Origin of the sequence: Microbacterium meiriae, from assembly GCF_032364335.1 — a bacterium.
Lineage (GTDB): Bacteria > Actinomycetota > Actinomycetes > Actinomycetales > Microbacteriaceae > Microbacterium > Microbacterium meiriae.
Window position 1 is genome coordinate 1,328,825 of the sequence record NZ_CP133984.1, and the last position, 21,874, is coordinate 1,350,698.

The following is a 21,874-nucleotide window of genomic DNA, read 5'->3' on the forward strand; positions in this document are numbered from 1 at the left end:
GAGCTCACTCCTGTGGGCGCAGGGTGGGAATGGTTCCCGTGTGCGCCGCGTCGATGTTCTCGCGCCACGACCGGGACTGACCGGCGCGCAGGGCGCACAGCGCGAGCATGAACCACCCGGCGCCGACGAGGGTGAAGCTCTCGAACATCGAGTCCACCGCGAGGGTCACGAGCGTGATCGGGGTCCAGGCGTAGACGACCGAGCGGCGGACGCTCGCGACCAGCCAGGAGCGGATCAACGCGATCCCGCCGAGCAGCAGGAACAGCACCAGCCCCGCCGCGCCGAGTTGCAGCAGCACGTCGAAGAAGGCGTTCAGCGCGCTCTGGTGCCGGTCGTCGAGCTGGAAGTTGATGAACGTGAAGGGGTATTCGCCTCGAGCCCAGTCGCCGAACCACCCCCACCCGGTGATGGGCTTCACGGCGACGAAGTCGAGGATCATGTTCCACAGCTCGGCCCGCATGGAGAAGTCGGAGCCGGCGTCGAGCAGCGCGATGATCTGGTGACGCAGGGCGAACGCGACGGTGAGGGCGAGAGCGACCAGGACCCCCAGCGCCCATTGCACCAGGTTCCGACGCGCCGGAGCGGTGTGGCGGACGATGGTGAGCGCGACGGTCACGATCCCCACGGCGACCGCCAGCACGAGCACCGTCGGTGAGGACGACAGGAAGGCCAGGCCGCCGGCCAGGGCGACGGAGACCACGGCGAGCGGGGGGTCGACGGACTGGGTGCGCCACTCGATGACGAACGTGATCAGGGCGAGCACCGCGATGAAGCCGAGCATGTTGCGGCTGCCGAACAGCCCCTGGACCGGACCGCCGGCGGCGAGGTTGCCCTGGACGTCCAGGAACGCGAACGGGAGGTCGAGGAGCACCCCGGAGAGGATCTCCACGCCGAGGGAGACGCCGAGGAGCACGCGCAGGGTGTCGCCGAGTGCACGGACGGTCTGGAGCGTGTCGCGGATGTGCCCGATGGTGATGGCCAGGAACGCGTACCCGAAGAGCGACAGCCAGCCCAGCACGGTGTCGGAGCGGTCGGTCGTCCACACCAGGCTCACGAGCGCCCACGCGAGGAACGCCAGCAGGGAGGAGGGCGCGATGCGCAGCGGGGACAGCTCCTCCCTGCGCACCCAGAGGATCGCGGCTCCCAGGAGGCACAGGGCGGTGATGACGGTGGCGAGGGTGACCGGCGACGTCATCCGTCCGATGGCGAACGAGCCGAACACGGCGGTCAGTGCCGCGAGCGTGAAGGCCCTGGCCATCTCGGCCGAGCCGAGGAGACGGGCGAGCGGATGCACCGTCACGGCACCCGCCGCGTCGCCGTGCCGCGCTCGAAGACGAGGTCGCGCTCGCCGACGCCCACCAGCGGCACCGACTTGAGCTTGAACGACAGCAGCACTAGGAGCAGCCAGCCCCACAGCATGATCGGCGTGGACTCGGTGAGGCCCTGCACCAGGAGGACGACGGTGAACAGGCTCGGCAGCAGCGTCAGCGGGGAGTAGGGGCGGTGGGCATCGAGGTCCCACCGCGGGCGATCGACGGCGAAGAACCAGGAGCGCCACAGCAGGCTGCCGTACGCCACGGCCATCAGCACGAGTCCGAGGACGCCGAGCTGCAGCAGCACGTCCAGCCACATGTTGTGGGCGTGGAACACGGTGATCCCGTGGTCGACGATCCAGCCGTCGAAGGCCGGGTCCGTGGGGACCCACGGGCTGGAGAAGCCGTTGCCGATGATCGGGTGCTCCCCGACGCGTTCCAGGACCGCTGCCCAGATCTTGTTCGAGCGGCCGGTGAGATCCGCGCTGCGGCCGAGGAGACCGAGGAGGGGCTCGCGCAGCAGCCACACGGCGAGGGCCAGGGCGGCGGTGGAGCCGATCGCGACGACGTAGATCCGGGTGCGGGCGGTCGGCGACGCTGCGCGGCGCATCAGCAGGGCGACGATGAGGACCACGGCGGCCGCACCGGCGCACGCGAGCGCGGTCGCGGAAGCCGTGCGGAAGAGGAAGTATGCCGCGAGGATCATCCACAGCGCGAGTGTCGTCCGCCAGCGGGCCTTCGCCGCAAAGAGCACGCCGAACGTGATCAGCGCGAACAGCGAGACGATGCCGAGCAGATTCGCGTTGCCGAGGATGCCCTGGATGCGTCCCCCGTCGAAGAGGTTGTCGCGGACCCAGTACCACTGGGGATCGATCTTCCCTGCGGGGATGTCCGCGAAGTTCGGCAGGAGAGGGCCGTGCAGGACCAGCGACACCCACAGCTCGAGTGCGAGGGAGAGCCCGAGGATCCACTTGAAGGCGGACGACAGGGCGCGCACGATCTCATGCCAGGTGAGCACGTGCGCGATGAACAGGCCGTTCACCGTGACAGCGGCCAGGAGCATGCCCGTGGCGACGGTGGGAACCCGCCACTGGGACCAGGCGACGGAGAGGAGGGCGAGCGCGGTGTAGCCGACGGCCGCCCAGGGGAGCCGGCGCCAGCGGAAGGGCTGCGGGCGGTTCCTCGCGAGCATCGGGACGCCGATCGCGAGAGTGGCCGCGCTGAAGAGCGCGAGCACGATCGCGGCGCCGATCTCGCCGAGCAGGTTGTACACCGCCGAGTGCGCGAACGCCACGAAGAGGACGGCGATGACGTATCCGCGCAGCAGGAGGTGCCCCGTGGACTCGCGCTCGGGCGCGGTGGGCGGGGCTGCCACCGGGTGCTTGGTGTACTGGGCCATCGCGACTCAGGCTACCGCGACGGGCCCGGATCCGACCTGTCCGTCGCACCGGGCTCTACGCTGGGGGCATGCTGCGCAGCCTCACCAACGTGCCCCGCGACTATGCCTGGGGATCGCCGTCCCTCCTCGCCGAGCTCGAAGGGCGCACCCCGACGGGTGCGCCCGAGGCCGAGGTGTGGTTCGGCGACCACCCGGGAGACCCCGCCGACCTCGCGGACGGGGGGACGCTGGACACGGTGACGGGCGGCACGCTGCCGTACCTGCTCAAGCTCCTCGCGGCCGCGCGGCCGTTGTCGATCCAGGTGCACCCGACCAGAGAGCAGGCCCAGGACGGCTGGGCCAGGGAGAGCGCGCTGCCGCTGGACGACCCGCGGCGGAACTACCGCGACGCCAACCACAAGCCGGAGCTCATCGTCGCCCTGAGCGACCGCTTCGAGTCGCTCAGCGGCCTGCGTCCGATCGCGGACACGCTGCGCCTCCTCGATGCCCTCGAGGACGGTCCGGGGGTGCGGTCCCTGCGGGAGCGGCTCTCGGGTGAGGGCGACCCGCTCGGCGACGCCATCGGCTGGCTGCTCGGAGGAGGAGCGCATCAGGAGGTCGAGGAGATCATCGGCGCCGTCGTCGACGCCGCTGACGGCGCCGCAGGGGAGGAGTTCCCGGCACTGCGTGCGGTGGCCGCGATCGCCGAGAGCTCGCCGGGTGACCCGGGGGTCGTCGTCGCCCTGCTCATGAACCATCTCGTGCTGCGCCGCGGCGAGGGCGTCTTCCTGCGCGCGGGGCTGCTGCACGCCTATCTCTCCGGCCTCGGCGTGGAGATCATGGCAGCGAGCGACAACGTGCTCCGCGGCGGTCTGACGCCCAAGCGCATCGATGTGCCCGAGCTGCTCGCCGTCCTGGACACCACGCCCGGCGAGGTCCCGGTCCTGCGGCCCACGGGCGACGAGGCCGTGACGACGTACCCGGTGCCCGTGCCCGACTTCGCCCTCCGACGGGTCAGGATCGACGACACGGCGGTCACCCTGGACGTGTCCGGCCCGACCATGGTGCTGGCGACAGCCGGCTCCGTCCGGGTGACGGCGGAGTCGGGAGCGGAAGTCTCCGTCCCGATCGGCACGGTGGCGTTCGCCGACGCCGACGAGCGCTCCCTCACGCTGTCCGGGGCGGGCGAGGTCTTCGTCGCGACCCCCGGCCGCTGAGGGGTCGAGCGCAGGCGCGCGACACGCCGGTGGAAGCTCATGAACCTTCAAGAAACGCTTGAGGGTTTACGATCCGCGACTTGACCCGAGCGAATGACACGGGTGTAATTAGGTGAGCACGGCCCGCCAGGGGGGCGGTTTCTGAAGGGTTGGAGGTCGAGATGACGGGTTACCGTTCCGATGTGCCGGAGAACTGGTTCGTCGATCCGGTCAACCTCGGTGTTCCCGGGGTCCGCCGGTCCGACCCGGACGACGACAACGCCCTTGCCTGGCAGAGCGACGCGCTCTGCTCCCAGACCGACCCCGAGGCCTTCTTCCCGGAGAAGGGCGGCTCCACGCGGGATGCCAAGCGCATCTGCACGGCGTGCGACGTGCGTGGCGAGTGCCTCGAATACGCGCTGGCCAACGATGAGCGCTTCGGCATCTGGGGCGGGCTCTCCGAGCGCGAGCGGCGCAAGCTCAAGCGGCGCGCCAGCTGACGCCTCCACGGCGCGGCTTCGTGGGCGCGCCGGGAGCGGTGCGCTTCCTGGACAGACGCCCCGCATAGGCTGACCACGTCATGCCAGCCCGAGTTCATGCCCTCATCGTCGCGCGCCCCGGCCCCTCCGCCCGCGCCCAGCTCCTCCGCACGCTCGACGCCGTCCGTTCCCAGTCGCTCCCGCCCGCGGCCGTCACGCTGATCATCTGCGGCGACGCCACCACAGCACGGGAGAGCGACGCCGTCGCCGCCACCGTCGAGGGCATCATCGAGGCGCGGTCGTCGACCTCGTTCGCCGAGGCCCTCGAGCTGGCGCGCCCACGCGTCCTCGACGGATCGGCGATCTGGATCCTCGCGCAGGACACCGCGCCGCACCCGCGGGCGCTGGAACGGCTCACGGGCATGTTGGAGCGTTCCCCGTCCGCGGCGATCGTCGCTCCGAAGCTCGTGGCCACCGACAACGAGCGCGAGATCGTCTCCCTCGGCGTGAGCATGACCACCTTCGGCCGCTCTGTCGAGCTGGCCGCCGGGGAGCTGGACCAGGGACAGCACGACCGGATGGACGACGCCCTCGGGGCGGACATCCGCGGCCTGCTCATCCGCGGCGAGGTGCGCGACGCGCTGCGGCCGGACCCCGCCCTCGGCGGTGCCGACGAGGGCCTCGACCTCGGCGTCCGCGCACGACTCGGAGGCGGGCGTGTGGTGCTCGCCCCGGCTGCGAGGGTCTCCGCGGCCCCGGATGGCCCGGCGGCGCTGCCGGCAGGACGAGCCCGGAGGGCATTCGTCACCCGTCTCGCCCAGCTGCATCGGCGCCTCGCCTATGCGCCCGCGGCCGCCGTGCCGCTGCACTGGCTGACCTTCCTGCCACTCGCGCTGTGGCGTTCCCTGACCCATCTCATCGGCAAGCGGCCCGAGGCGGTGCTCCCGGAGTGGGGCGCGGCTCTCCTCGCGATGACCCGCTTCGGCGCCGTGGCGCGATCGCGCGCCCGTATCCGCTCGTTCCGATCCTCCACCTGGGCGAGCATCGCCCCGTTGCGGGTCACCCCCGTGCAGCTGCGGCGTCGGCTCGACGACGGTCATGGCAGCGAACACGGTGCCGTCAGCGAGCTCCGCTTCTTCTCCGGGGGTGGGGCCTGGGCGGTGCTGGCCGCGCTCGTCGTGAGCATCGCCTCCTTCACCAGCCTCCTCGCCTGGCCGGCGCTGGGGGGCGGGGGCCTCCTGCCCCTGCGCGAGACCGTCGGCGCGCTATGGCAGGACGCAGCGTGGGGGATGCGCGGGCTCGGCATCGACCTCGTCGGCCCTGCGGACCCGTTCGCCGCGATCATCGCGGTGCTGGGCTCGCTGTGGCCCGGGGCGCCGTCCTTCGCGATGGTGCTGCTGTGGATCCTCGCACTGCCGCTCGCTGTCCTCGGGGGATGGTTCGCCGCGACCCGCGTCACCGACCGAGCCGGCCTGCGCATCTTCGCCGGTATCGCGTGGGCGCTCGCGCCGACGTTCCTCACCGCACTCGTGGACGGTCGGCCTTCCGCCGTGCTCGTCCACCTGCTGCTCCCGTGGCTGTTCCACTCGGCGGTGGTCGCCCACCGTTCCTGGGGCGCGGCCGGAAGCGCGTCCCTGCTCCTGGCGGCGGTCGTCGCCTGCGCGCCGGTCCTCGCTCCGGCGCTCGCGGTGCTGTGGGTCGTGGCTCTGGGGATCGTGCTGGGAACGGCGCAGTTCCGCGGGGCCGGCCGCCTGCTCTGGCTCCCGCTGCCGACCGCGGCGCTGTTCGCTCCTCTGATCTTCTGGCAGCTCGCCCACGGCACGGCCCTCGGTCTGCTCGCCGATCCCGGACGGACGTGGCTCGGGCCGCAGGCGGCCGCCGACGCCGCCGGTCGCCTGGCGATCGCCGGTGGCTTCCCCACGAGCGATCTGGCAGGGTGGGCGACCGTCCTTCCCGGCACCTGGGCGGCGCTGCTGTGCGCGCCGCTCGCGCTGCTCGCACTGGGATCCGCCGTCTCGCCCCGGTGGCGTGCGGGGATCACCCTGCTGGTCGTCGCGCTCAGCGGCCTCGCCACGGCGTTCCTCGCCGTCGGTGTCAGCGTCGCCTCCGCAGGAGCGACCGCGGTCCCGCTCTGGCCGGGCACCGGTCTGAGCCTCGCCTGGATCGGCGTCGTCGGCGCGGCGACGATCACGCTGGACACGGCGCTCACGCTTCCCCGACTGCGCGTGGCCGCCACGGGACTGGCCGCCCTCGCGCTGGTGGTGTGCGCGGTCCCCGCCCTCACCGCGTTCCACGGCGACCGTTCCGCGCTGACCAACGGCCCCGAATCCACGCTGCCCGCCTACGTGCGTGCGCAGGCGGCCGGGGACCGTCCGATCTCCACTCTCATCCTCACGCCGCAGAACGACGGCGGTCTCGCCGTCGAGGTGGTGCGCGGCGCGAGCGAGACCCTGGGAGCGCAGACGACGATGCTCTCCACGGCGGTCGAACCGCAGGGGACGGACCTCGCCGTCCTCGCCGTCGATCTCATCTCCGCCCGCGACTTCGACGCGCCGGCGCAGCTCCTCGCGCAGGGGATCAGCTACGTCCTCCTCGCCGAGGTACCGGGCGAAGGGGATCGCGCACGCACCCTGCGCACGGCCTCCGTCGCCGCGATCGACCAGCGGGCGGGCCTCGTGCAGGCCGGTTCGACGGACCGCGGGGTCCTCTGGCGCCTCGAGGGCGAGCCGGCGGAGCCGGCAGCGCTGAGCGCGACGCAGGAGGGGACCGCCAGGGTCGTCGTGACGCTGCAGCTCCTCGTCGTGCTCGCCGCGCTGCTCCTGTCCATCCCGACGCGCGCGTCGCGTCGGGCCGCCAGAGCGCAGTCGAGGATCGTCGGCAGGGCGCCGGAGGAACCTCTGGTCCTGCCACGCCACGCGGAGGACTCGGTGCCGGACGCGGCCGTCGTGCCGCCGGTCGGTACCGTCGAGGACCCGCAGGACGAACCCGCGCTCGCCGACGAGGCACTCGCCCCGATCGCCGACGCCGAACCCGCTGACGACGGTGCAGACCCCCGCCCGACGGCGGACGGCGAGGAGGACCGGCCGGATGTCCCGTCCGCCGACCACCAGGGAAGCACCAGCTCCGAGGAGGACCACCGATGACGGGCACTCGCGCGTTCCGCGTCGCTGCGACCAGCGCACGGGTCGTCACCGGCGTCGTGGTCGCCGCCGCCTGTGTGCTGGGCGTCGCGACCGCCGTGCACGCCCCCTGGCCGACTGTCACGCACGAGCCGGCGCAGGAGCGGGTGACCCCGCTCCCCGGAGACAGCGTCCTGGTGTGCGCGGGCGACTTCCGCGCGCTCGGTCGCAACACGGCCGCGCCGTCGGAGATGCGCCGGGCGGCGACCCCCGAGCTCACAGCGGGAGGCACGAACGGCGTCCCGTCGCAGACGGGGCTCGCGGTGCCGGACCTCGTGGACGGGCAGGAGGTGCCGGTGCTCACCGGACCCGTCGAGGGGCGGTCAGCACCGCTCATCGCCGGCGCCGAGTCGTCGACTCTCGCCGCGGAGGACCTCGCCGGCTTCGCCGCCTCACCCTGCGGAGTGCCTCGGCTCGAGTCGTGGCTCGTCGGCGGGTCCGTGGGCACCGGAGCCGAGGACGTCGTCCTCCTCGCGAACACAGCCGACGTCCCCGCGACCGTGACGCTCGCGGTCTACGGATCGGCCCGCGGCGGACGGACGGTCATCGTCCCGCCGCGCACGCAGACGGCACTGCCGCTGACGTCCATCGCTGCGGGCAACGACGTCCCCGTCGTCAAGGTGAGTGCGGTCGGAGCGCCCGTCCGCGCCGTTCTGCAGTCGGCGCTGATGCAGGTGCTCGACCCGGTCGGGGCCGACCAGCAGGAAGCGGTGTCGGGCCCGCAGCAGCACGTCGTGCTCCCCGGTGTGCAGGCCTTCGCGGCAGCAGGGGACCAGGGCGACATGACGGTGCTGCGTCTGCTCGCGCCCGGAGCGGACGCGCTCGCCGAGGTCCGTGTGACCGCCGAGGGCGGTGGTGCCGGTCTGGACGCGTTCACGGTGCCGCTCACCGCCGACGAGCCCGCGCAGGTCTCGCTCAGCGGTCTCGAGCCGGGGACCTACACCGTGGAGATCGAGTCCGATGCCCCCGTCGTCGCCGGGGTGCGGCAGCAGGACGGCTTCGGAGCGGACTCCGATTTCGCGTGGGTCACCCCCGCACCGGAGATCGACGCGGAGGTCGCCTTCGCCGTGCCGTCCGGTCCGTCCCCGCGGCTGCAGCTGGCCAACACGTCCGACGAGGAGACCACCGTCTCCCTCTCGACCATCGACGGGGGCTCGCCGCAGGAGATCGTCATCCCGGCGGGGGAGACCCGTGGCCTCGACGTCGCAGCGGACACGACCTACGTGCTCCGTCCGGAGGGAGAGGTGCACGCCGCCGTCGCGATGACGGCGCCCGGCGCCCTTGCCGTGGTTCCGGTCCCGCCCTCGCCGGGGGTCGAGGCGACGATCACCGTCTACCCCTGACGGGCGGGGTCAGCGGTCGTGGCCCAGATCCCACGGCTCCCGGCCGACGTACTCCGCCGCCGCACGGAAGACGGCACTCTCGATCGCCATCCGTCGATGCGCGGCGTCGTCGTGTCCCGGCGGGAGCAGCCGCTCGATCGGGATCCGGAAGAGGACGATCCTCCGCTGATCGCGGTCGAGGTGCCAGCGCGGCACCTCGCCGTCGGCGTCATACGTCGGCAGCGCGCCGATCTCGAATCGGACGTCCTGGAGTTCCGGCCACGTCCCGCGCAGGAACTCGACCGCTGTGCCCACGGTGAGGTCGAAGCGATCGATGCGCCCGTCCAACGGAGCAAGCGGCGGCTTCACGACTTCGCTGCGTCCGAGACGACCGTGCCGGCCGTGCCTGGCACCGCGGCGAGCGGCGGCGGCGGGGACGGAACGGCGACGGGGCATGCCGAAAAGTCTAGGCGCTGTGGCGGCTCCCGGCGCGGCAGCCCCGCCGCAGCCGGGAGGCGCCGTACGCTGACGGAGATGGACGGACGACTGTGCTCGAAGGTCGGCTGCGCGCGCGAGGCCGTGGCCACCCTCACGTATGACTACGGGGATCAGATGGCCGCGCTCGGGCCGCTCGGTGCGGCGAACGATCCGCAGGCGCACGACCTCTGTGCGCCGCATGCGGACCGCCTCTCCGTCCCTGCGGGATGGCTGGTCGTCCGCCACGAGGCCCTGCGCGCCTGACCGACGCGACCGGCGAGGTGGTCAGGCGCCCAGACGGCGACCCGTCAGTCGCTCCGCACGTCGATCCGCGTTGTCCAGCGCGCGGCGTTCGCGCTCGCGCCGGAGGACGGTGACGCCGACCAGCACGAGCTCGGGCGGCGCCGCCGGTACGGGGGAGATGAAGGGTGCGGCCTCGGCGAGCAGGTCGCGGGCCACGCGTTCCCGAGCAGCCGGGAGCATGCGCGGGGCGCTCACGAGGAACTGGGAGATGCGGCGGGCGAGCCGATCAGGAAGCCGCGCCACGTCGGCGACCTGCGCCCATGCCGTCAGCGCCGGAGGCAGCGTCGGCGCGAGCGTGACCAGCTGCGGGGTGCGCACCCGCTGGCTGTACGTGCCGGCGACGAGGTCGCCGAGGCGCTGGGAACGCGCCGTGAAGGCCCCGACCAGGACGGCGAGGCCGCCGAAGGTGAGATAGATCTCGAGGACGCCGAGCAGGGCGCGGATGAACGCGTGGCGGAACCCGGCCGCTCCGCCGTCCATCCGTACGATCCTGCCGCCGACGGCGAGCTTTCCGAGGCTGCGTCCCTTCAGCGCCACCTCCATCGTGATCGGCAGGATCACGAAGCTGATGACGAGGGAGGCCACGAGGGCGATGCGGTCGGTGGCGGTGTCGAGCACGCCGATGTCGAGAAGCCAGATGCGAAGGAAGATCGACCCGACGAAGACGGCGTAGCCCAGCAGCATGTCGATGACGGCCCCGGCCGCCCGGAGGAGGAACCCCACCGGCTGGACGTCGATCGCGACCGCCTCGCCGGAGAGCACCTCGTCGGAGACGTCGATCTGCGCGGACATGAGTACAGTAAATCAGGTGGATGCCGATGCCCTCACCGATGCGCGCCGGTCCGAATGGGAACGGCTGGACACCCTCAGCCGGGCCCGCCTGGACGGTGCCGGTGTCGACGAGCTCATCGTGCGCTACCGTGCCGCATCGGCCGACCTCGCGGAACTGAAGACGTCGGTCGGGGAGTCCCCGCAGGGCGCCTACCTCTCCACGATCCTCGTGCGTGCGCGGCTCCGGCTCACGGGGGCCGCGGACAGCATCCTCACCCAGACGTCGCGGTTCTTCCGCCTCCAGCTCCCCGCGGCGCTCTACCGCCTGCGTCGGACGACCCTGGTCATCGCGCTCGCCTTCGTGGCGGTCGCCGTCGGCACGGCCGCGTGGATCGCCGGTGACCCGGCGCTCGTCGCCACGCTCGGTCCACCGGACGCCTTGGAGCAGTACGCCGACGAGAGCTTCACCGGGTATTACACCGAGAACCCGGCAGCGGTGTTCATGGGGATGGTCTGGACGAACAATGCCTGGATCGCGATGCAGTGCGTGCTGTTCGGGGTGACCGGCATCTGGCCCGTCTACATGCTCGTGCAGAACGCCATGGGGCTGGGCACGTCGGGGGCGATCATGGCGATCCACGACAAGGCCGACCTCATGGTCCTGTACATCCTTCCCCACGGCATGCTGGAGATGACGTGCATCTTCGTCGCCGCGGCCGCCGGCCTGCACATGTTCTGGGCCTGGGTCGCGCCGGGCCACCGCACCCGCGGCGAGGCGCTCGCGGAGGAGGGCAGGGCGCTGGCCACCGTCGCCCTCGGGCTCGTCTTCGCGCTCTTCCTCTCCGGGCTGGTCGAGGGGTTCGTCACCGGATGGGCACTGCCCTGGCCGGTCAAGATCGGCATCGGTGCCGCGGCCCTCGCGGTCTTCCTCATCTACATGCTCGTGATCGGCCGACGCGCCTATCGCCGCGGCGAGACCGGTGACCTCGTCGAGTACGAGTCCGGTACGCCGCGGCTCGTGGCGGGCTGAGGCACGGCGACCGCCGTCAGAGCCGCCCCGCCGCCTTGAGCTCGAGGTAGCGGTCGGCGATCCGCGGCGGGAGGTCCTCGGGGTCCGCGGCGATGGCTTCGCCACCGGCTCGGCGGATCGCGTCCGCGACGTTCTCGGCGTCCCGGAGCGTGCGCTCGGCGGCGGCGGCGAGATAGACGTCCTCCCGGGACTCCCGCGCGCGGGTGAGGGCGGCGACGCCGTCGTCCGTCACCGATCCGACCAGCACCGTCATGGCCCGTGAGGCGTCGGGGAAGGCGCCGAGGAAGCCCCGTGCCGACTCGGCGGCGTCCTGCGCCGTGAGCACGACGAGAAGAGAGGGACGCGTGGTCAGCGTCCGCACCGCCGCGAAGGCCCCATGCCAATCGGTGTCGACGAGGCGGGCGTGCACCGGAGCCATGGCGTCGGTGAGAGCCGGCAGGAGCGCCGCGCCGTCCACCCCGGTCACCCGTGCCCTGGTCACCCTGTCGTGCATGAGCAGGTGCACGTGGTCGCCTGCCCGTGCCGCGAGCGCGGAGAGCAGGAGCGCGGCCTCCAGCGCCGCGTCGAGTCGTGTGCCGTCGCCCACCCGGGCTGCGGCCGTGCGCCCGGTGTCGACGATGAGGACCACATGCCGGTCGCGCTCGGGGCGCCAGGTGCGCAGCATCGTCGTCCCCGCTCGTGCCGTCGCCCGCCAGTCGATGGAGCGGACGTCGTCCCCTCGCACATACTCGCGCAGGGAGTCGAACTCGGTGCCCTGTCCCCGGACCTGGATGCTGGTGTTCCCGTCGAGCTCCCGCAGCCGCGCCAGCCGCGAAGGCAGATGCTTGCGCGAGGAGAAGGCGGGCAGCACACGGATCGCGCCGCGGACCGGGTGCTGTGCCTGTCGGCCGGCGATCCCCAGGGGACCGCGGGAACGAAGCACGACGAAGGCGCTGACGAGCTCGCCACGGCGTCTGGGGCGGAGAGGGATGTCCACGCGCCGCCGTTCCCCGGGCGGAATGCGCAGGTGCTGCCGTTCCGACGGCGCTCCCGCGGTGGGCTGCCACGCGTCGCGGAGCAGGACGTCGAGCGTCCGCGTCCCCCGGTTCTGCACCGCCACGCTGACCGGCACCTGCTCGCCGAGCCGGGCGCGCGACGGGACGCGACGGGTGACGGTCGCCGCGCGCGGGTCGCCGGCCAGGACGACGTCGACGGCCACGAGGAGGAGGCACAGCCCGATCCACCCGCCCAGCACCGCATACGGCGGAAACCCCGCCAGCCCGGTGAGGACCAGCGGCACGATGCCGACGGCGAGGGCGACGGCGAGACGGCCCGAGACGAACACCTAGATCGGCACCCGGGTCTGCTGCACCACGGATGTCAGCACGGCGTCCGCGGACACGCCCTCCATCTGCGCGTCAGGACGGAGCTGGAGACGATGCCGCCAGACCGGGACGAGCATCGTCTGCACGTGGTCCGGCGTCACGGCGGTGGAGGCGTTGAGCCAGGCCCAGGCCTTGGCCGCGGCGAGCAGTCCCGTCGAGGCGCGGGGGCTCGCCCCGAGCTCGACGGAGGGGGAGTGGCGGGTCGCGCGGGCCAGGTCGACCACGTAGCCGAGCACGTCGTCGGTCACCTCGACCCGGGCGGCGGCCCGCTGGGCTGCGCGGATCTCGTCGGCGCCGATCACGGCCTCCACACCCGTGAGCTCGCGCGGCGAGAAGCCGTGTGCATGGCGCCGGAGCACGGACACCTCGGCATCGCGTTCCGGCATGCCGACGACGAGCTTCATCAGGAAGCGGTCGAGTTGGGCTTCGGGCAGAGAGTACGTCCCCTCGTGCTCGACGGGGTTCTGCGTCGCGGCGACGAGGAACGGGTCGGGCAGCGCGCGACTGACGCCGTCCGCGGAGACCTGTCGCTCCTCCATCGCCTCCAGGAGCGCCGCCTGGGTCTTCGGGGGCGTGCGGTTGATCTCGTCCGCAAGCAGGATGTGCGTGAACACGGGTCCCGCGCGGAAGTCGAACTCCCCGGTCCTGGCGTCGTAGACGAGGGACCCCGTGACGTCGCCGGGCATCAGGTCGGGCGTGAACTGGACGCGTTTGGTGTCGAGCCCGAGAGCCCGGGCGAACGACCGCACGACCAGGGTCTTCGCCACGCCGGGAACACCCTCCAGCAGCACATGGCCGCGCGCCAGGAGCGACACGAGCAGGCCGGTGACCGTGCCGGCCTGGCCGACCACCGCCTTGTCGACCTCGGTGCGGACGCGGTGCATGGCCTGTCGCAGCGCGGCGTCGTCGGCGGGACTGTTCTCGTCGGTCACGGGGTCTCCTCGGCTTCGGTCGGGAAAGGGGTGTGGGGCGGACGGATGGTCATGTGCCGCTCCGCGGGGACTGCGCGCTCGTCTCCACGGCGGTCTCGAGCTCGTCGAGGCGACGGGCGAGCGCGACGAGGGCGGCGTCGTCGGTGGGCGGAGGTCCCGACAGCAGGCTCTGCAGCGTGCCGCGCGGGATCCGGAGACGGTCGGCGGCGGCGTCGGCGATCTCGTCCGCGTCCGCGCGCACAGCCAACCCGAGTCGTCGGGCCAGTCGCCTCCGGGTGCCCTCCCGCAGCGCGTCCGCGGCGTGCGGGGCGTCCGCGGCCCTGGCCGTCAGTCGCGCACGTCCGTGCATCGTCTCCGACGCGCGGACGGTCACCGGAAGGGTCTCGGCCACGAGCGGGCCGAAACGTCGGCCGCGGGCGAGCGCGACGGCCAGGCCCGCGGCGAGCAGCAGCAGGATCGCCGGGGTGACCCAGTCCGGGGTGAGGCTCCCGAGCGTGTCGGGGGTGGTGCCCTCGATGTCGGTGTCCTCGAACGACGGGACGTACCAGACGACCCGGTCGGTCTGCCCGAGCAGGGCGAGTCCGAGCGCGGCGTTGCCGTCCTCGGCGAGGGCCGCGTTGCTGAACAGCTTCACACCCTCGACCACCGCGCGGTACCCATCCCTCTCGTCGACGAGCACGGCCGCGGCATCGTCCTCGCCGAAGCACCCGGTCACGTCGTCTGCGGGGGAGAAGAGCCGATCAGGGCGGATGGCGCCGACTTCGGCGAACTCGGGGACCGCGCAGGTGGCTGTTCTCGGCGCGGCCGAACCCGACGCGTTCTCGCCGATCGCGAGTTCGGCCAGCAGATGCGTGCCTGTGGAGAGGAAGACGACGCGGTCGGCCGGCGCGAGGAGATCCGCCAGGGCGTCGTCGGAGAGCGTGTAGGGGTTGGTCAGGGCCAGCGTGGTGTCCTCGTCGAGGGCGGCGGCTGCCGCGGTCCGCGAGCGGACGACCTCGACCTCGACTCCCTGGTCCCGCAGCAGCTCGGCCAGGGCCAGGGCGCCGGTGCCGGACCGGCTCTCCGGATCGAGGGTGCCCCGCGCGCCGGGGCCGCTCGCCGCGAGTTGGGAGGCTGCGAGGGCGACCGCGACCACGAGCGCCGCGACGAGGAGCCACCCGAGGAGAGAGGCGGTCCGACGCCGCGGGCGCTCGGCGGTGGTGTCGACGGCGATCTCGTCCGATGCGATCGTCGTCACGCGGGCACCCCCTCGGGGCGGTGGGCGCGGAGGCGCTCGTCCATCGCGGCGAGGTGCCGGTAGTCGTCCTCCGTGGCGGGATGCCGTAGGTAGCGCACGTCGTCGAAGGACGCGGCGGCCCGCCGCAGGGCGTCCGCCTCGTCGGTGAAGACCGCGCTCGCGGAGCGGGCGAGGGACTGCGCCGTCGCTCCGGGCGCCGGATCGATGAGGTCGCGCTCGAGCAGGCTGCGGGCGATCGCGCGGTAGCGGAGCACGACCGCGGCGTCCCAGTCGCTCTGGCGTGCGCTGCGCTCGGCGTCGGCGCGGAGCTGTGCCGCGCTGCGGTCGTCGGCGGCGCCGAGGAGGTCGCCGTGCGCGCGCCGGATCGCTCTCGAGCGTCGGGGGCGTCCCCACACGATCAGCGCGGTGACCAGAGCCGCGGCGATGAGCACCGTGACCACGATGAGTGCGGTCGGGCCGACGCTCGCCCCGTTCTCCCCGCTGAAGAGATCGGCGAGGAAGCGCATCACGTCGCGGGCGAGCAGGTCGAACCACGTGGGCTTCGCGTCCGCGTACCGCGGATTGGACAGCTCCTCCTCGGCCCAGCGTCGCGCTTCGTCCCCGTCCGGGACGAAGACGTCGTCGAACCGTCGCATCATGACGGCGGGGTGCTGCCCGGCGCCGTCCATCCGGCTGCGTCCTCGGCGGACGGCGGGGCGGGAGGGGCCGGTGCGGGCGGCGGCGGAGGGGCGAACGCGGTCGGCGCGGGAGAGGTCGGGAGAGGACCCGCCGCCCCCGGGAACGGCATCGGCGCCACGGGGGGCCCGCCATACGCCGGGGAGCCGTAGCCCTGGGACATCATCACGTGCTCCGGCACCTGCCGGGGCGGGGGAGCGCTGGTGACCGCACGGGCGGGATCGATCGCGAACGGGTCGCCGAGCTGGTCTTCCGGCACACCGAGGTCGCGGCGCTCCACGTGGGAGAGGAGCGTCTGGTCGAGTCCCTCGTAGCGCATCCGGCAGTCGAGGTAGACGAGCACGCCGCCGGTGCTCTGCACGACGATGGTGATCGCCTGCAGGATCAGCAGCAGCACCTGCGGGGCGAGGAGGGCGAAGACGTACGCGATGACGGCGCTCGGCTCGCTGGACCCGGTCGGAGCGATGACCGTCCCGAGGAACGAGGAGAACATGGCGGTCGGGATGCTGACCACCTGCATCGCCAGGCCCATGATGAGGCTGATGAGGAAGGTCACGCCGAACGCGACCCAGAACCGGCCGCGGGTCAGGCGCCACGACCGCACGAACGCCTCCCGGAAGCGGGCCCGCTCCAGCACGAGGATCGACGGGACGAGCAGCAGCTTGGTCGACAGCCAGACCGTGAGCGGGATCGCCGCCAGGGCCAGGAGCACCACGACGAGCACGACGATGCCGATCATCTCCGGGGTGCCCCCGAGACCGCCGGCGATGAGAGCGGCGATGACGGCCGCGACGATCGCGAGGCCGCCGAAGAGCGCGAGCACGGAGAGGGAGGCGAAGCCGGCGAGCCGCCAGAAGGCCGGGGCCATGCGGCGCCACAGCATCCGCAGCGTGGCCTTGACGCCGACCGTCGCGTAGCCGACCTCGGCGGCCACCACCCCCTGCATGATCGCGGTGAACGCGACGGAGGCGAGCCCGACGACGAGGCCGGCGATGAGGTTGATGGCGATCGTGCCGGCGAACACGGCCTCGAAGTCGGGGGAGGAGGGGGAGACCGTCTCCAGCCGGGAGAACGTCGAGAACAGGACGAGCCCCATCACCCCGGCGGTGGCGACGACGACGATGAGCTGGATGACGACGGCGAACCCGAACAGGACCTTCGGGTTGTGCCGCAGCGCCGCGAAGGCCTTGCCCAGCAGCATGCCGAACGTCAGCGGATGAAGGGGGATGATGCCCTTCCGGGGAGCTGGGGTCCACGTCTGGCCGCTCACGGGCCTCCCTCCGTCGTGCGCTCCCATCGTGTCATATCCGGGCACTGAGGCGCAGACCTGCGGAGGGCGGGACTCGGTGCCATAAGGTAACAGTTATGACCTCACGCATCCTTGTGGTCGACGACGACACCGCGCTCGCCGAGATGATCGGCATCGTGCTGCGCACCGAGGGATTCGAGCCGGTGTTCTGCGCGGACGGTGCGCGCGCGGTCGACGAGTGGCGCGCGCAGCGCCCCGACCTGGTGCTCCTGGACCTGATGCTCCCCGGAATGGACGGCATCGAGATCTGCACGCGCATCCGCGCCGAGTCGGGCGTGCCGATCATCATGCTGACGGCGCGCAGCGACACGGCGGACGTCGTCCGCGGCCTCGAGGTCGGCGCCGACGACTACATGGTCAAGCCGTTCAACCCGAAGGAGCTCGTGGCCCGCATCCGCACCCGGCTGCGCCCGACGCCGCAGGCCTCCAGCGAGCAGCTGCGGATCGGCGATCTCACCGTCGACGTGGACGCGCACGAGGTGCGCCGCGGGACGACCCCGATCGCCCTCACGCCGCTCGAGTTCCAGCTCCTCGTGGCCCTCGCCTCCAAGCCGCAGCAGGTGTTCTCCCGCGAGATGCTCCTCGAACAGGTCTGGGGCTACCACTACAAGGCGGACACCCGGCTCGTGAACGTTCACGTGCAGCGGCTGCGGGCGAAGGTCGAGCTCGACCCGGACAACCCCAAGATCGTCATGACGGTCCGCGGCGTCGGCTACCGCGCCGGCAGCGTCACCTAGGGACCCCATGGCCGCGACGACTGCGACCACGGCCGTCGCCGTCCTCCGCGACTGGCGCGGCTGGCCGGACGTGCTGGCGGCGCTGTGGCGGCGCTCGCTCCGGTTCCGCACCCTCGCGATCACCCTCGTCGCCACGTCGCTGGCGATCCTCATCACGTGCGTCACGATGGCGCTGGTCATCCAGAACGACCTCTTCGTGTCGCGGAAGAATGTGGCCCTGGAGGACGCACGGCGCGCGGTGGACCAGGCGCAGTCCCTCCTGGACGTGGCGGAGGTGGGCGATGACCCCGCCGCGCTCACCGATCTGTGGAACGGCATCCCCGACACCCTCTCGCGCACGTCGAGCGCCGACCTGCTCGCCGGCTTCAAGATCCAGGACGGCTCGGGGACGGTCCGGCTCAACGGCTTCACCGCCGGGCTCACGCCGGATCTGCTGAGCCCCGAGCTGCAGGCCAGGGTCCGCGAGTTCGACGACCGGCAGGCCTGGCAGTCCGTCGCCCTGCCCACGGAGGACGGCGGCGTCGTGCCGGGCATCGTCGTGGGGCAGCAGCTCCAGGTGCCGCAGGCCGGGACCTTCGAGATCTACTTCGCCTACGACCTCGCCGACGCCGACCAGACCCTCGTGTTCGTGCAGCGCACCCTCTGGATCGCCGGCATCGGGCTGGTCGCCATCGTCGCGGCCATCTCCTGGATCGTGCTGCGGACCGTGTCCACCCCGATCGTCCAGGCGGCCGAGACGAGTGCGCGGCTCGCGGCGGGCGATCTCGGCGTGCGGCTGGAGGTGCACGGCGAGGACGAGCTCGCGACGCTGGGGCGCTCCTTCAATGCCATGGCCGACAGCATCGAGGCGCAGATCAAGGAGCTCGGCGAGCTCTCCATGGTGCAGCAGCGCTTCGTGTCCGACGTCTCGCACGAGCTCAGGACCCCGCTGACGACAATCCGCCTCGCCGCCGACATGCTCAACGACCAGCGCGACGAGTTCGACCCCACGACCGCCCGCACCGCCGAGCTCCTGCACGCGCAGGTGCAGCGGTTCGACACGCTGCTGGCCGACCTGTTGGAGATCAGTCGGTACGACGCGGGGTCCGTGCAGCTCGAGCTGGAGGCGACGAGTCTCGCCCAACTCGCAGAGGACATCATCGAGCAGATGCGACCTCTTGCGGAAGGGCATGGCACGGAGATCCGCTTGGTGGCGCCCGGCGGCTACTCGCCGGTGGATATGGACCCGCGTCGTGTGCGGCGCGTGCTGCGGAACCTGATCGGCAACGCGATCGAGCACGGAGAAGGGCGTCCGGTCGTCGTCACGGTCGACAGCAACCAGCACGCGGTGGCCGCGGGCGTGCGCGACTTCGGGCTCGGGATGGACCCCGGAGACGCGGAACGCGTGTTCGATCGCTTCTGGCGCGCCGACCCGTCGCGGCAGCGCACCATCGGGGGCACGGGGCTCGGCCTGTCGATCGCCCTCGGCGACGCCACCCTGCACGGCGGCACCCTCGCCGTGTGGTCGGAGCTGGGGGTGGGCTCGCACTTCGTGCTGACCATTCCCCGCCACGACCGGGTGCTGGACGGCCCGAGCCCGATCCCGGTGGAGCCGCAGGAGCCCCTCACAGAACTCGGCGACGCGACGCAGCCGATCTCGATCGCCGAGACCTATTCCGATCTGCTCGACGGGAAGGACCAGTCATGAGCCCGCGCGCGAGGAGCCGATTCGTCCGTGGCGCCGCACTGGCGCTGGTCGCACTGCTGCTTCCCGCGTGCGCCGGCCTGCCGACGAGCGGCGACGTCGCGGTCGGTCTCCAGCTGGGGGAGTCCCCGGACGACGTCGACGTGCTCCCCGTGGCTTCCGGTCCCGTCGCGGGGGCGGGCCCCGAGGAGATCGTCGAGGGGTTCCTCGAAGCCGGCATCACGACATCGGACAACTGGGCGACGGCTCGGGAGTTCCTGGCGCCTTCTCTGCAGCGCAGCTGGCGACCATCGGCGGGGGTCTCCATCGACGCCGGTCCCGAGGCCCGCACCCTCAGCTCGAACGTCCCCGACGACCAGGTGGAGGACGCTGAGGAGGCCGAGGTGCAGGTCCTCCTCGAGCTGGTCGCCAGCGTGGACGACTCCGGGGCGTACAGCGGTGCCCCCGGCGACTCGAGCGTGCCGTTCGCGCTCGCGAGGGGGGAGGACGGCGAGTGGCGGATCACCGAGGCGCCCGACGGCGTGGTGATCGACCAGAGCCGGTTCCCGAACGTGTTCGAGGGGTACTCGTTGCAATGGTTCGACGCGCGCTGGTCCCGACTCGTCCCGGATATGCGGTGGTTCCCGCGACGCCAGAGCCCGGCGACGACCGTGACGCAGGCCCTCGTCAGCGGCACTCCGGCGGAGTGGCTCGATCCGGCCGTGCAGACGGCGTTCCCCGCCGACGTCCAACTGGCACAGGACGCCGTGCTCATCACGGGGCAGGCGGCCGAGGTGGCGCTGACCCGGCCCGCGGCGAGCCTGGACGGGACCACGCTGGCCCGGATGCGCACCCAGCTGCAGGCCACGCTGAAGGCCGCGGGCGTGAACGTCACGCAGGTGCGTTTCAGCGTCGACGGCCGCGCGCTCGACGCGGGGGTCGTCGATGTCATCAGCACCCCGTCGGAGCCGGGGACGCTCGTGCTGAAGGACGGCAGGTTCGGTCGCATCGTCGGTGACGAGATCGCGTCGATCCCCGGGATCAGCGCGCAGATCCAGGCGGTCACGCAGCCGATCGAGGCGATCGACGTGGCCGCGGACGACGCGACCGCAGCGCTGCAGCTCGACGACGGCCACGTGTACCTCGCCACCGAGGACGGACGCAACGAGCTGGATGCCCGGCCCGGCCTCGTGCAGCCGTCCCTCGACCCCTACGGCTACGTGTGGTCGGTGCCCGCGTCAGCCCCGCAGGCGCTGCTCGCGGTCGGCCCGGACGTCGTCGGACATGAGGTCGCCGGCGCGTGGCCGAACGCCTCGTCCATCTCCGATCTGCGGGTCGCCGCCGACGGCGCCAGGCTCGCGGCTGTCGTCCGGGTCGGCGGCCAGCTCTGGGTGGTCGTCGCGGCGGTCGTCCGGGACGGCGCCGGTGTGCCCACAGAGCTCGGTGAGGTGCGACAGCTGCTCCAGCTCACCGAGCCGTCGACGGGGCTCGTCTGGCTGGGGCCCGATCGGCTGGCCGTGCTCACCGACTCCACGACGCCCCGTCTGATCGTGCAGCCGGTCGGCGGACCGGGCTCGGCCGAGAGTGCACCCAGCAATGCGGCGTCAATCGCCGGTGCCCGCACTCCGGCGGGTGTGCGCATCCTGGACACCTCGGGGCAGCTGTTCGCGCACGCGGGATCGGCGTGGCGGGAGGTGGCGGAAAGCGTCTCCGTCCTGGCCACACGAACCGGCGAATGACCTATCCTGCACGGAACGGCCTCGGCGCCGATCGAGTCCCGCCCCAAGGGGATGGCTCTCAGGAGCACGCGCCTGACGGCAGGATCTCGGCATGGGGTTCAGGACACGGGTGGGCGCGCTCGCCGCGGAGACCGGGGGGCTGCTGCTCGCGGCGAGTTGTGCCGGATGCGACCGGCCCGGCATCGTGCTCTGCGACAGCTGCCGGGTCGCGCTCACTCCGAGGCCGCGCGACGTGCGGACCCCGGGCGGGTTGCGGGTCCGCGCCGCCCTCGACCTGGACGGTCCGGCCGCTTCCTGCATCCGGCGTCTGAAAGGAGCGGGGCAGACCGCGTTGGGACGACCGCTGGGCGCCGCCCTCTCCGCCGTCCTCCTCCCCGCGGTCGGACCGGGAGTCTGGGTGATCCCCGTCCCTACCTCGCGGGCAGCCTTCCGTCGGCGCGGCTACCGCGTCCCTGAGCTCCTCGTCCGGTCCGCCGGTGCGGAGCCGCAGCGCGTCCTCGCTCTCACCCGTCAGGTGCGGGACCAGCGCGAGCTGTCTGCCGTCGCGAGGGCCGACAATCTCCGGGACGCGATGCGCGCACGCCGACGAGGGCTCGGTGCACCCGCGATCGTGGTGGACGACGTCGTGACCACGGGGGCCACGCTCGACGAGGCCAGCCGCGCCCTCGTCGCCGCCGGATTCGTCGTCGCCGGGGTCGTCGCGCTCGCCGCCACGCCGATGTCGTCCGGATCCGGATGAGGTTCATTGCAGACTCACCGGAGACACAGGG

At 72.5% G+C, this 21,874-nt stretch carries 19 protein-coding genes; 10 read left to right on the top strand and 9 right to left on the bottom strand.

Annotated elements, in window-relative coordinates:
- Positions 1-4: 4 nt before the first annotated feature.
- Positions 5-1,300 (bottom strand): O-antigen ligase family protein, encoded by a 1,296-nt coding sequence (locus tag RI211_RS06300; RefSeq protein ID WP_315637118.1) that lies wholly within the window; start codon positions 1,298-1,300, stop codon positions 5-7.
- Positions 1,297-2,712, bottom strand: coding sequence for an O-antigen ligase family protein (locus RI211_RS06305; protein ID WP_315637117.1), 1,416 nt, complete (start codon positions 2,710-2,712; stop codon positions 1,297-1,299). Before RI211_RS06305 ends, RI211_RS06300 begins: the two co-directional genes overlap by 4 nt.
- A 68-nt stretch (positions 2,713-2,780) precedes the next feature.
- On the opposite strand from RI211_RS06305, the gene manA reads away from it, so the two are divergent.
- The 4 genes from manA to RI211_RS06325 all read left to right on the top strand — a co-directional run bounded on the left by manA (position 2,781) and on the right by RI211_RS06325 (position 8,888).
- Positions 2,781-3,908, top strand: coding sequence for a mannose-6-phosphate isomerase, class I (gene manA / locus RI211_RS06310; RefSeq protein ID WP_315637116.1), 1,128 nt, complete (start codon positions 2,781-2,783; stop codon positions 3,906-3,908).
- A 161-nt stretch (positions 3,909-4,069) separates the two neighbouring features.
- Positions 4,070-4,387, top strand: a complete 318-nt coding sequence (locus RI211_RS06315; protein ID WP_149084934.1) for a WhiB family transcriptional regulator — start codon at positions 4,070-4,072, stop codon at positions 4,385-4,387.
- 80 nt (positions 4,388-4,467) lie between these two features.
- Positions 4,468-7,509, top strand: a complete 3,042-nt coding sequence (locus tag RI211_RS06320; RefSeq protein WP_315637115.1) for a glycosyltransferase — start codon at positions 4,468-4,470, stop codon at positions 7,507-7,509.
- Positions 7,506-8,888 (top strand): DUF5719 family protein, encoded by a 1,383-nt coding sequence (locus tag RI211_RS06325; protein WP_315637114.1) that lies wholly within the window; start codon positions 7,506-7,508, stop codon positions 8,886-8,888. The genes RI211_RS06320 and RI211_RS06325 overlap by 4 nt, the downstream gene beginning before the upstream one ends.
- Positions 8,889-8,897: 9 nt before the next feature.
- Here RI211_RS06325 and RI211_RS06330 read toward each other — a convergent pair whose 3' ends face one another.
- A complete protein-coding gene (locus tag RI211_RS06330) occupies positions 8,898-9,323 on the bottom strand; it encodes a hypothetical protein (protein ID WP_259953229.1) in 426 nt (141 codons plus the stop codon).
- Between the two features lie 78 nt (positions 9,324-9,401).
- Between RI211_RS06330 and RI211_RS06335 the strand changes: the two genes are divergently transcribed.
- The gene (locus RI211_RS06335; protein ID WP_025103036.1) at positions 9,402-9,608 is read left to right on the top strand and encodes a DUF3499 family protein; all 207 of its coding nucleotides are present in this window, start codon (positions 9,402-9,404) and stop codon (positions 9,606-9,608) included.
- A 21-nt stretch (positions 9,609-9,629) separates the two neighbouring features.
- Here the strand turns inward: RI211_RS06335 and RI211_RS06340 are convergent, their stop codons facing one another.
- Positions 9,630-10,439 (bottom strand): RDD family protein, encoded by an 810-nt coding sequence (locus RI211_RS06340; protein ID WP_187663722.1) that lies wholly within the window; start codon positions 10,437-10,439, stop codon positions 9,630-9,632.
- 16 nt (positions 10,440-10,455) lie between these two features.
- Here RI211_RS06340 and RI211_RS06345 point away from each other — a divergent pair, with 16 nt between their 5' ends.
- Positions 10,456-11,448 (top strand): stage II sporulation protein M, encoded by a 993-nt coding sequence (locus tag RI211_RS06345; protein WP_315637113.1) that lies wholly within the window; start codon positions 10,456-10,458, stop codon positions 11,446-11,448.
- Positions 11,449-11,464: 16 nt separating this feature from the next.
- Here the strand turns inward: RI211_RS06345 and RI211_RS06350 are convergent, their stop codons facing one another.
- The 5 genes from RI211_RS06350 to RI211_RS06370 form a co-directional block, all read right to left on the bottom strand.
- A complete protein-coding gene (locus tag RI211_RS06350; protein WP_315637112.1) occupies positions 11,465-12,772 on the bottom strand; it encodes a DUF58 domain-containing protein in 1,308 nt (435 codons plus the stop codon).
- The gene (locus RI211_RS06355; RefSeq protein WP_315637170.1) at positions 12,773-13,696 is read right to left on the bottom strand and encodes an AAA family ATPase; all 924 of its coding nucleotides are present in this window, start codon (positions 13,694-13,696) and stop codon (positions 12,773-12,775) included. It abuts the gene before it with no gap.
- Positions 13,697-13,793: 97 nt separating this feature from the next.
- The gene (locus RI211_RS06360; RefSeq protein ID WP_315637111.1) at positions 13,794-14,981 is read right to left on the bottom strand and encodes a DUF4350 domain-containing protein; all 1,188 of its coding nucleotides are present in this window, start codon (positions 14,979-14,981) and stop codon (positions 13,794-13,796) included.
- A complete protein-coding gene (locus RI211_RS06365; RefSeq protein WP_315637110.1) occupies positions 14,978-15,619 on the bottom strand; it encodes a DUF4129 domain-containing protein in 642 nt (213 codons plus the stop codon). Before RI211_RS06365 ends, RI211_RS06360 begins: the two co-directional genes overlap by 4 nt.
- Complete coding sequence (locus RI211_RS06370) at positions 15,616-16,926, bottom strand: glycerophosphoryl diester phosphodiesterase membrane domain-containing protein (protein WP_315637109.1); 1,311 nt, start codon at positions 16,924-16,926, stop codon at positions 15,616-15,618. Before RI211_RS06370 ends, RI211_RS06365 begins: the two co-directional genes overlap by 4 nt.
- 95 nt (positions 16,927-17,021) lie before the next feature.
- Between RI211_RS06370 and mtrA the strand changes: the two genes are divergently transcribed.
- The 4 genes from mtrA (at position 17,022) to RI211_RS06390 (ending at position 21,843) form a co-directional block, all read left to right on the top strand.
- Positions 17,022-17,702: an MtrAB system response regulator MtrA gene (mtrA, locus tag RI211_RS06375; protein ID WP_025103044.1), complete on the top strand. Its 681-nt coding sequence runs from the start codon at positions 17,022-17,024 to the stop codon at positions 17,700-17,702.
- A gap of 7 nt (positions 17,703-17,709) precedes the next feature.
- Positions 17,710-19,389 (top strand): MtrAB system histidine kinase MtrB, encoded by a 1,680-nt coding sequence (gene mtrB, locus RI211_RS06380; RefSeq protein WP_187663727.1) that lies wholly within the window; start codon positions 17,710-17,712, stop codon positions 19,387-19,389.
- Positions 19,386-21,104: an LpqB family beta-propeller domain-containing protein gene (locus RI211_RS06385; RefSeq protein WP_315637108.1), complete on the top strand. Its 1,719-nt coding sequence runs from the start codon at positions 19,386-19,388 to the stop codon at positions 21,102-21,104. The genes mtrB and RI211_RS06385 overlap by 4 nt, the downstream gene beginning before the upstream one ends.
- Positions 21,105-21,195: 91 nt before the next feature.
- Positions 21,196-21,843 (top strand): ComF family protein, encoded by a 648-nt coding sequence (locus RI211_RS06390; RefSeq protein WP_315637107.1) that lies wholly within the window; start codon positions 21,196-21,198, stop codon positions 21,841-21,843.
- Positions 21,844-21,874 lie beyond the last annotated feature (31 nt).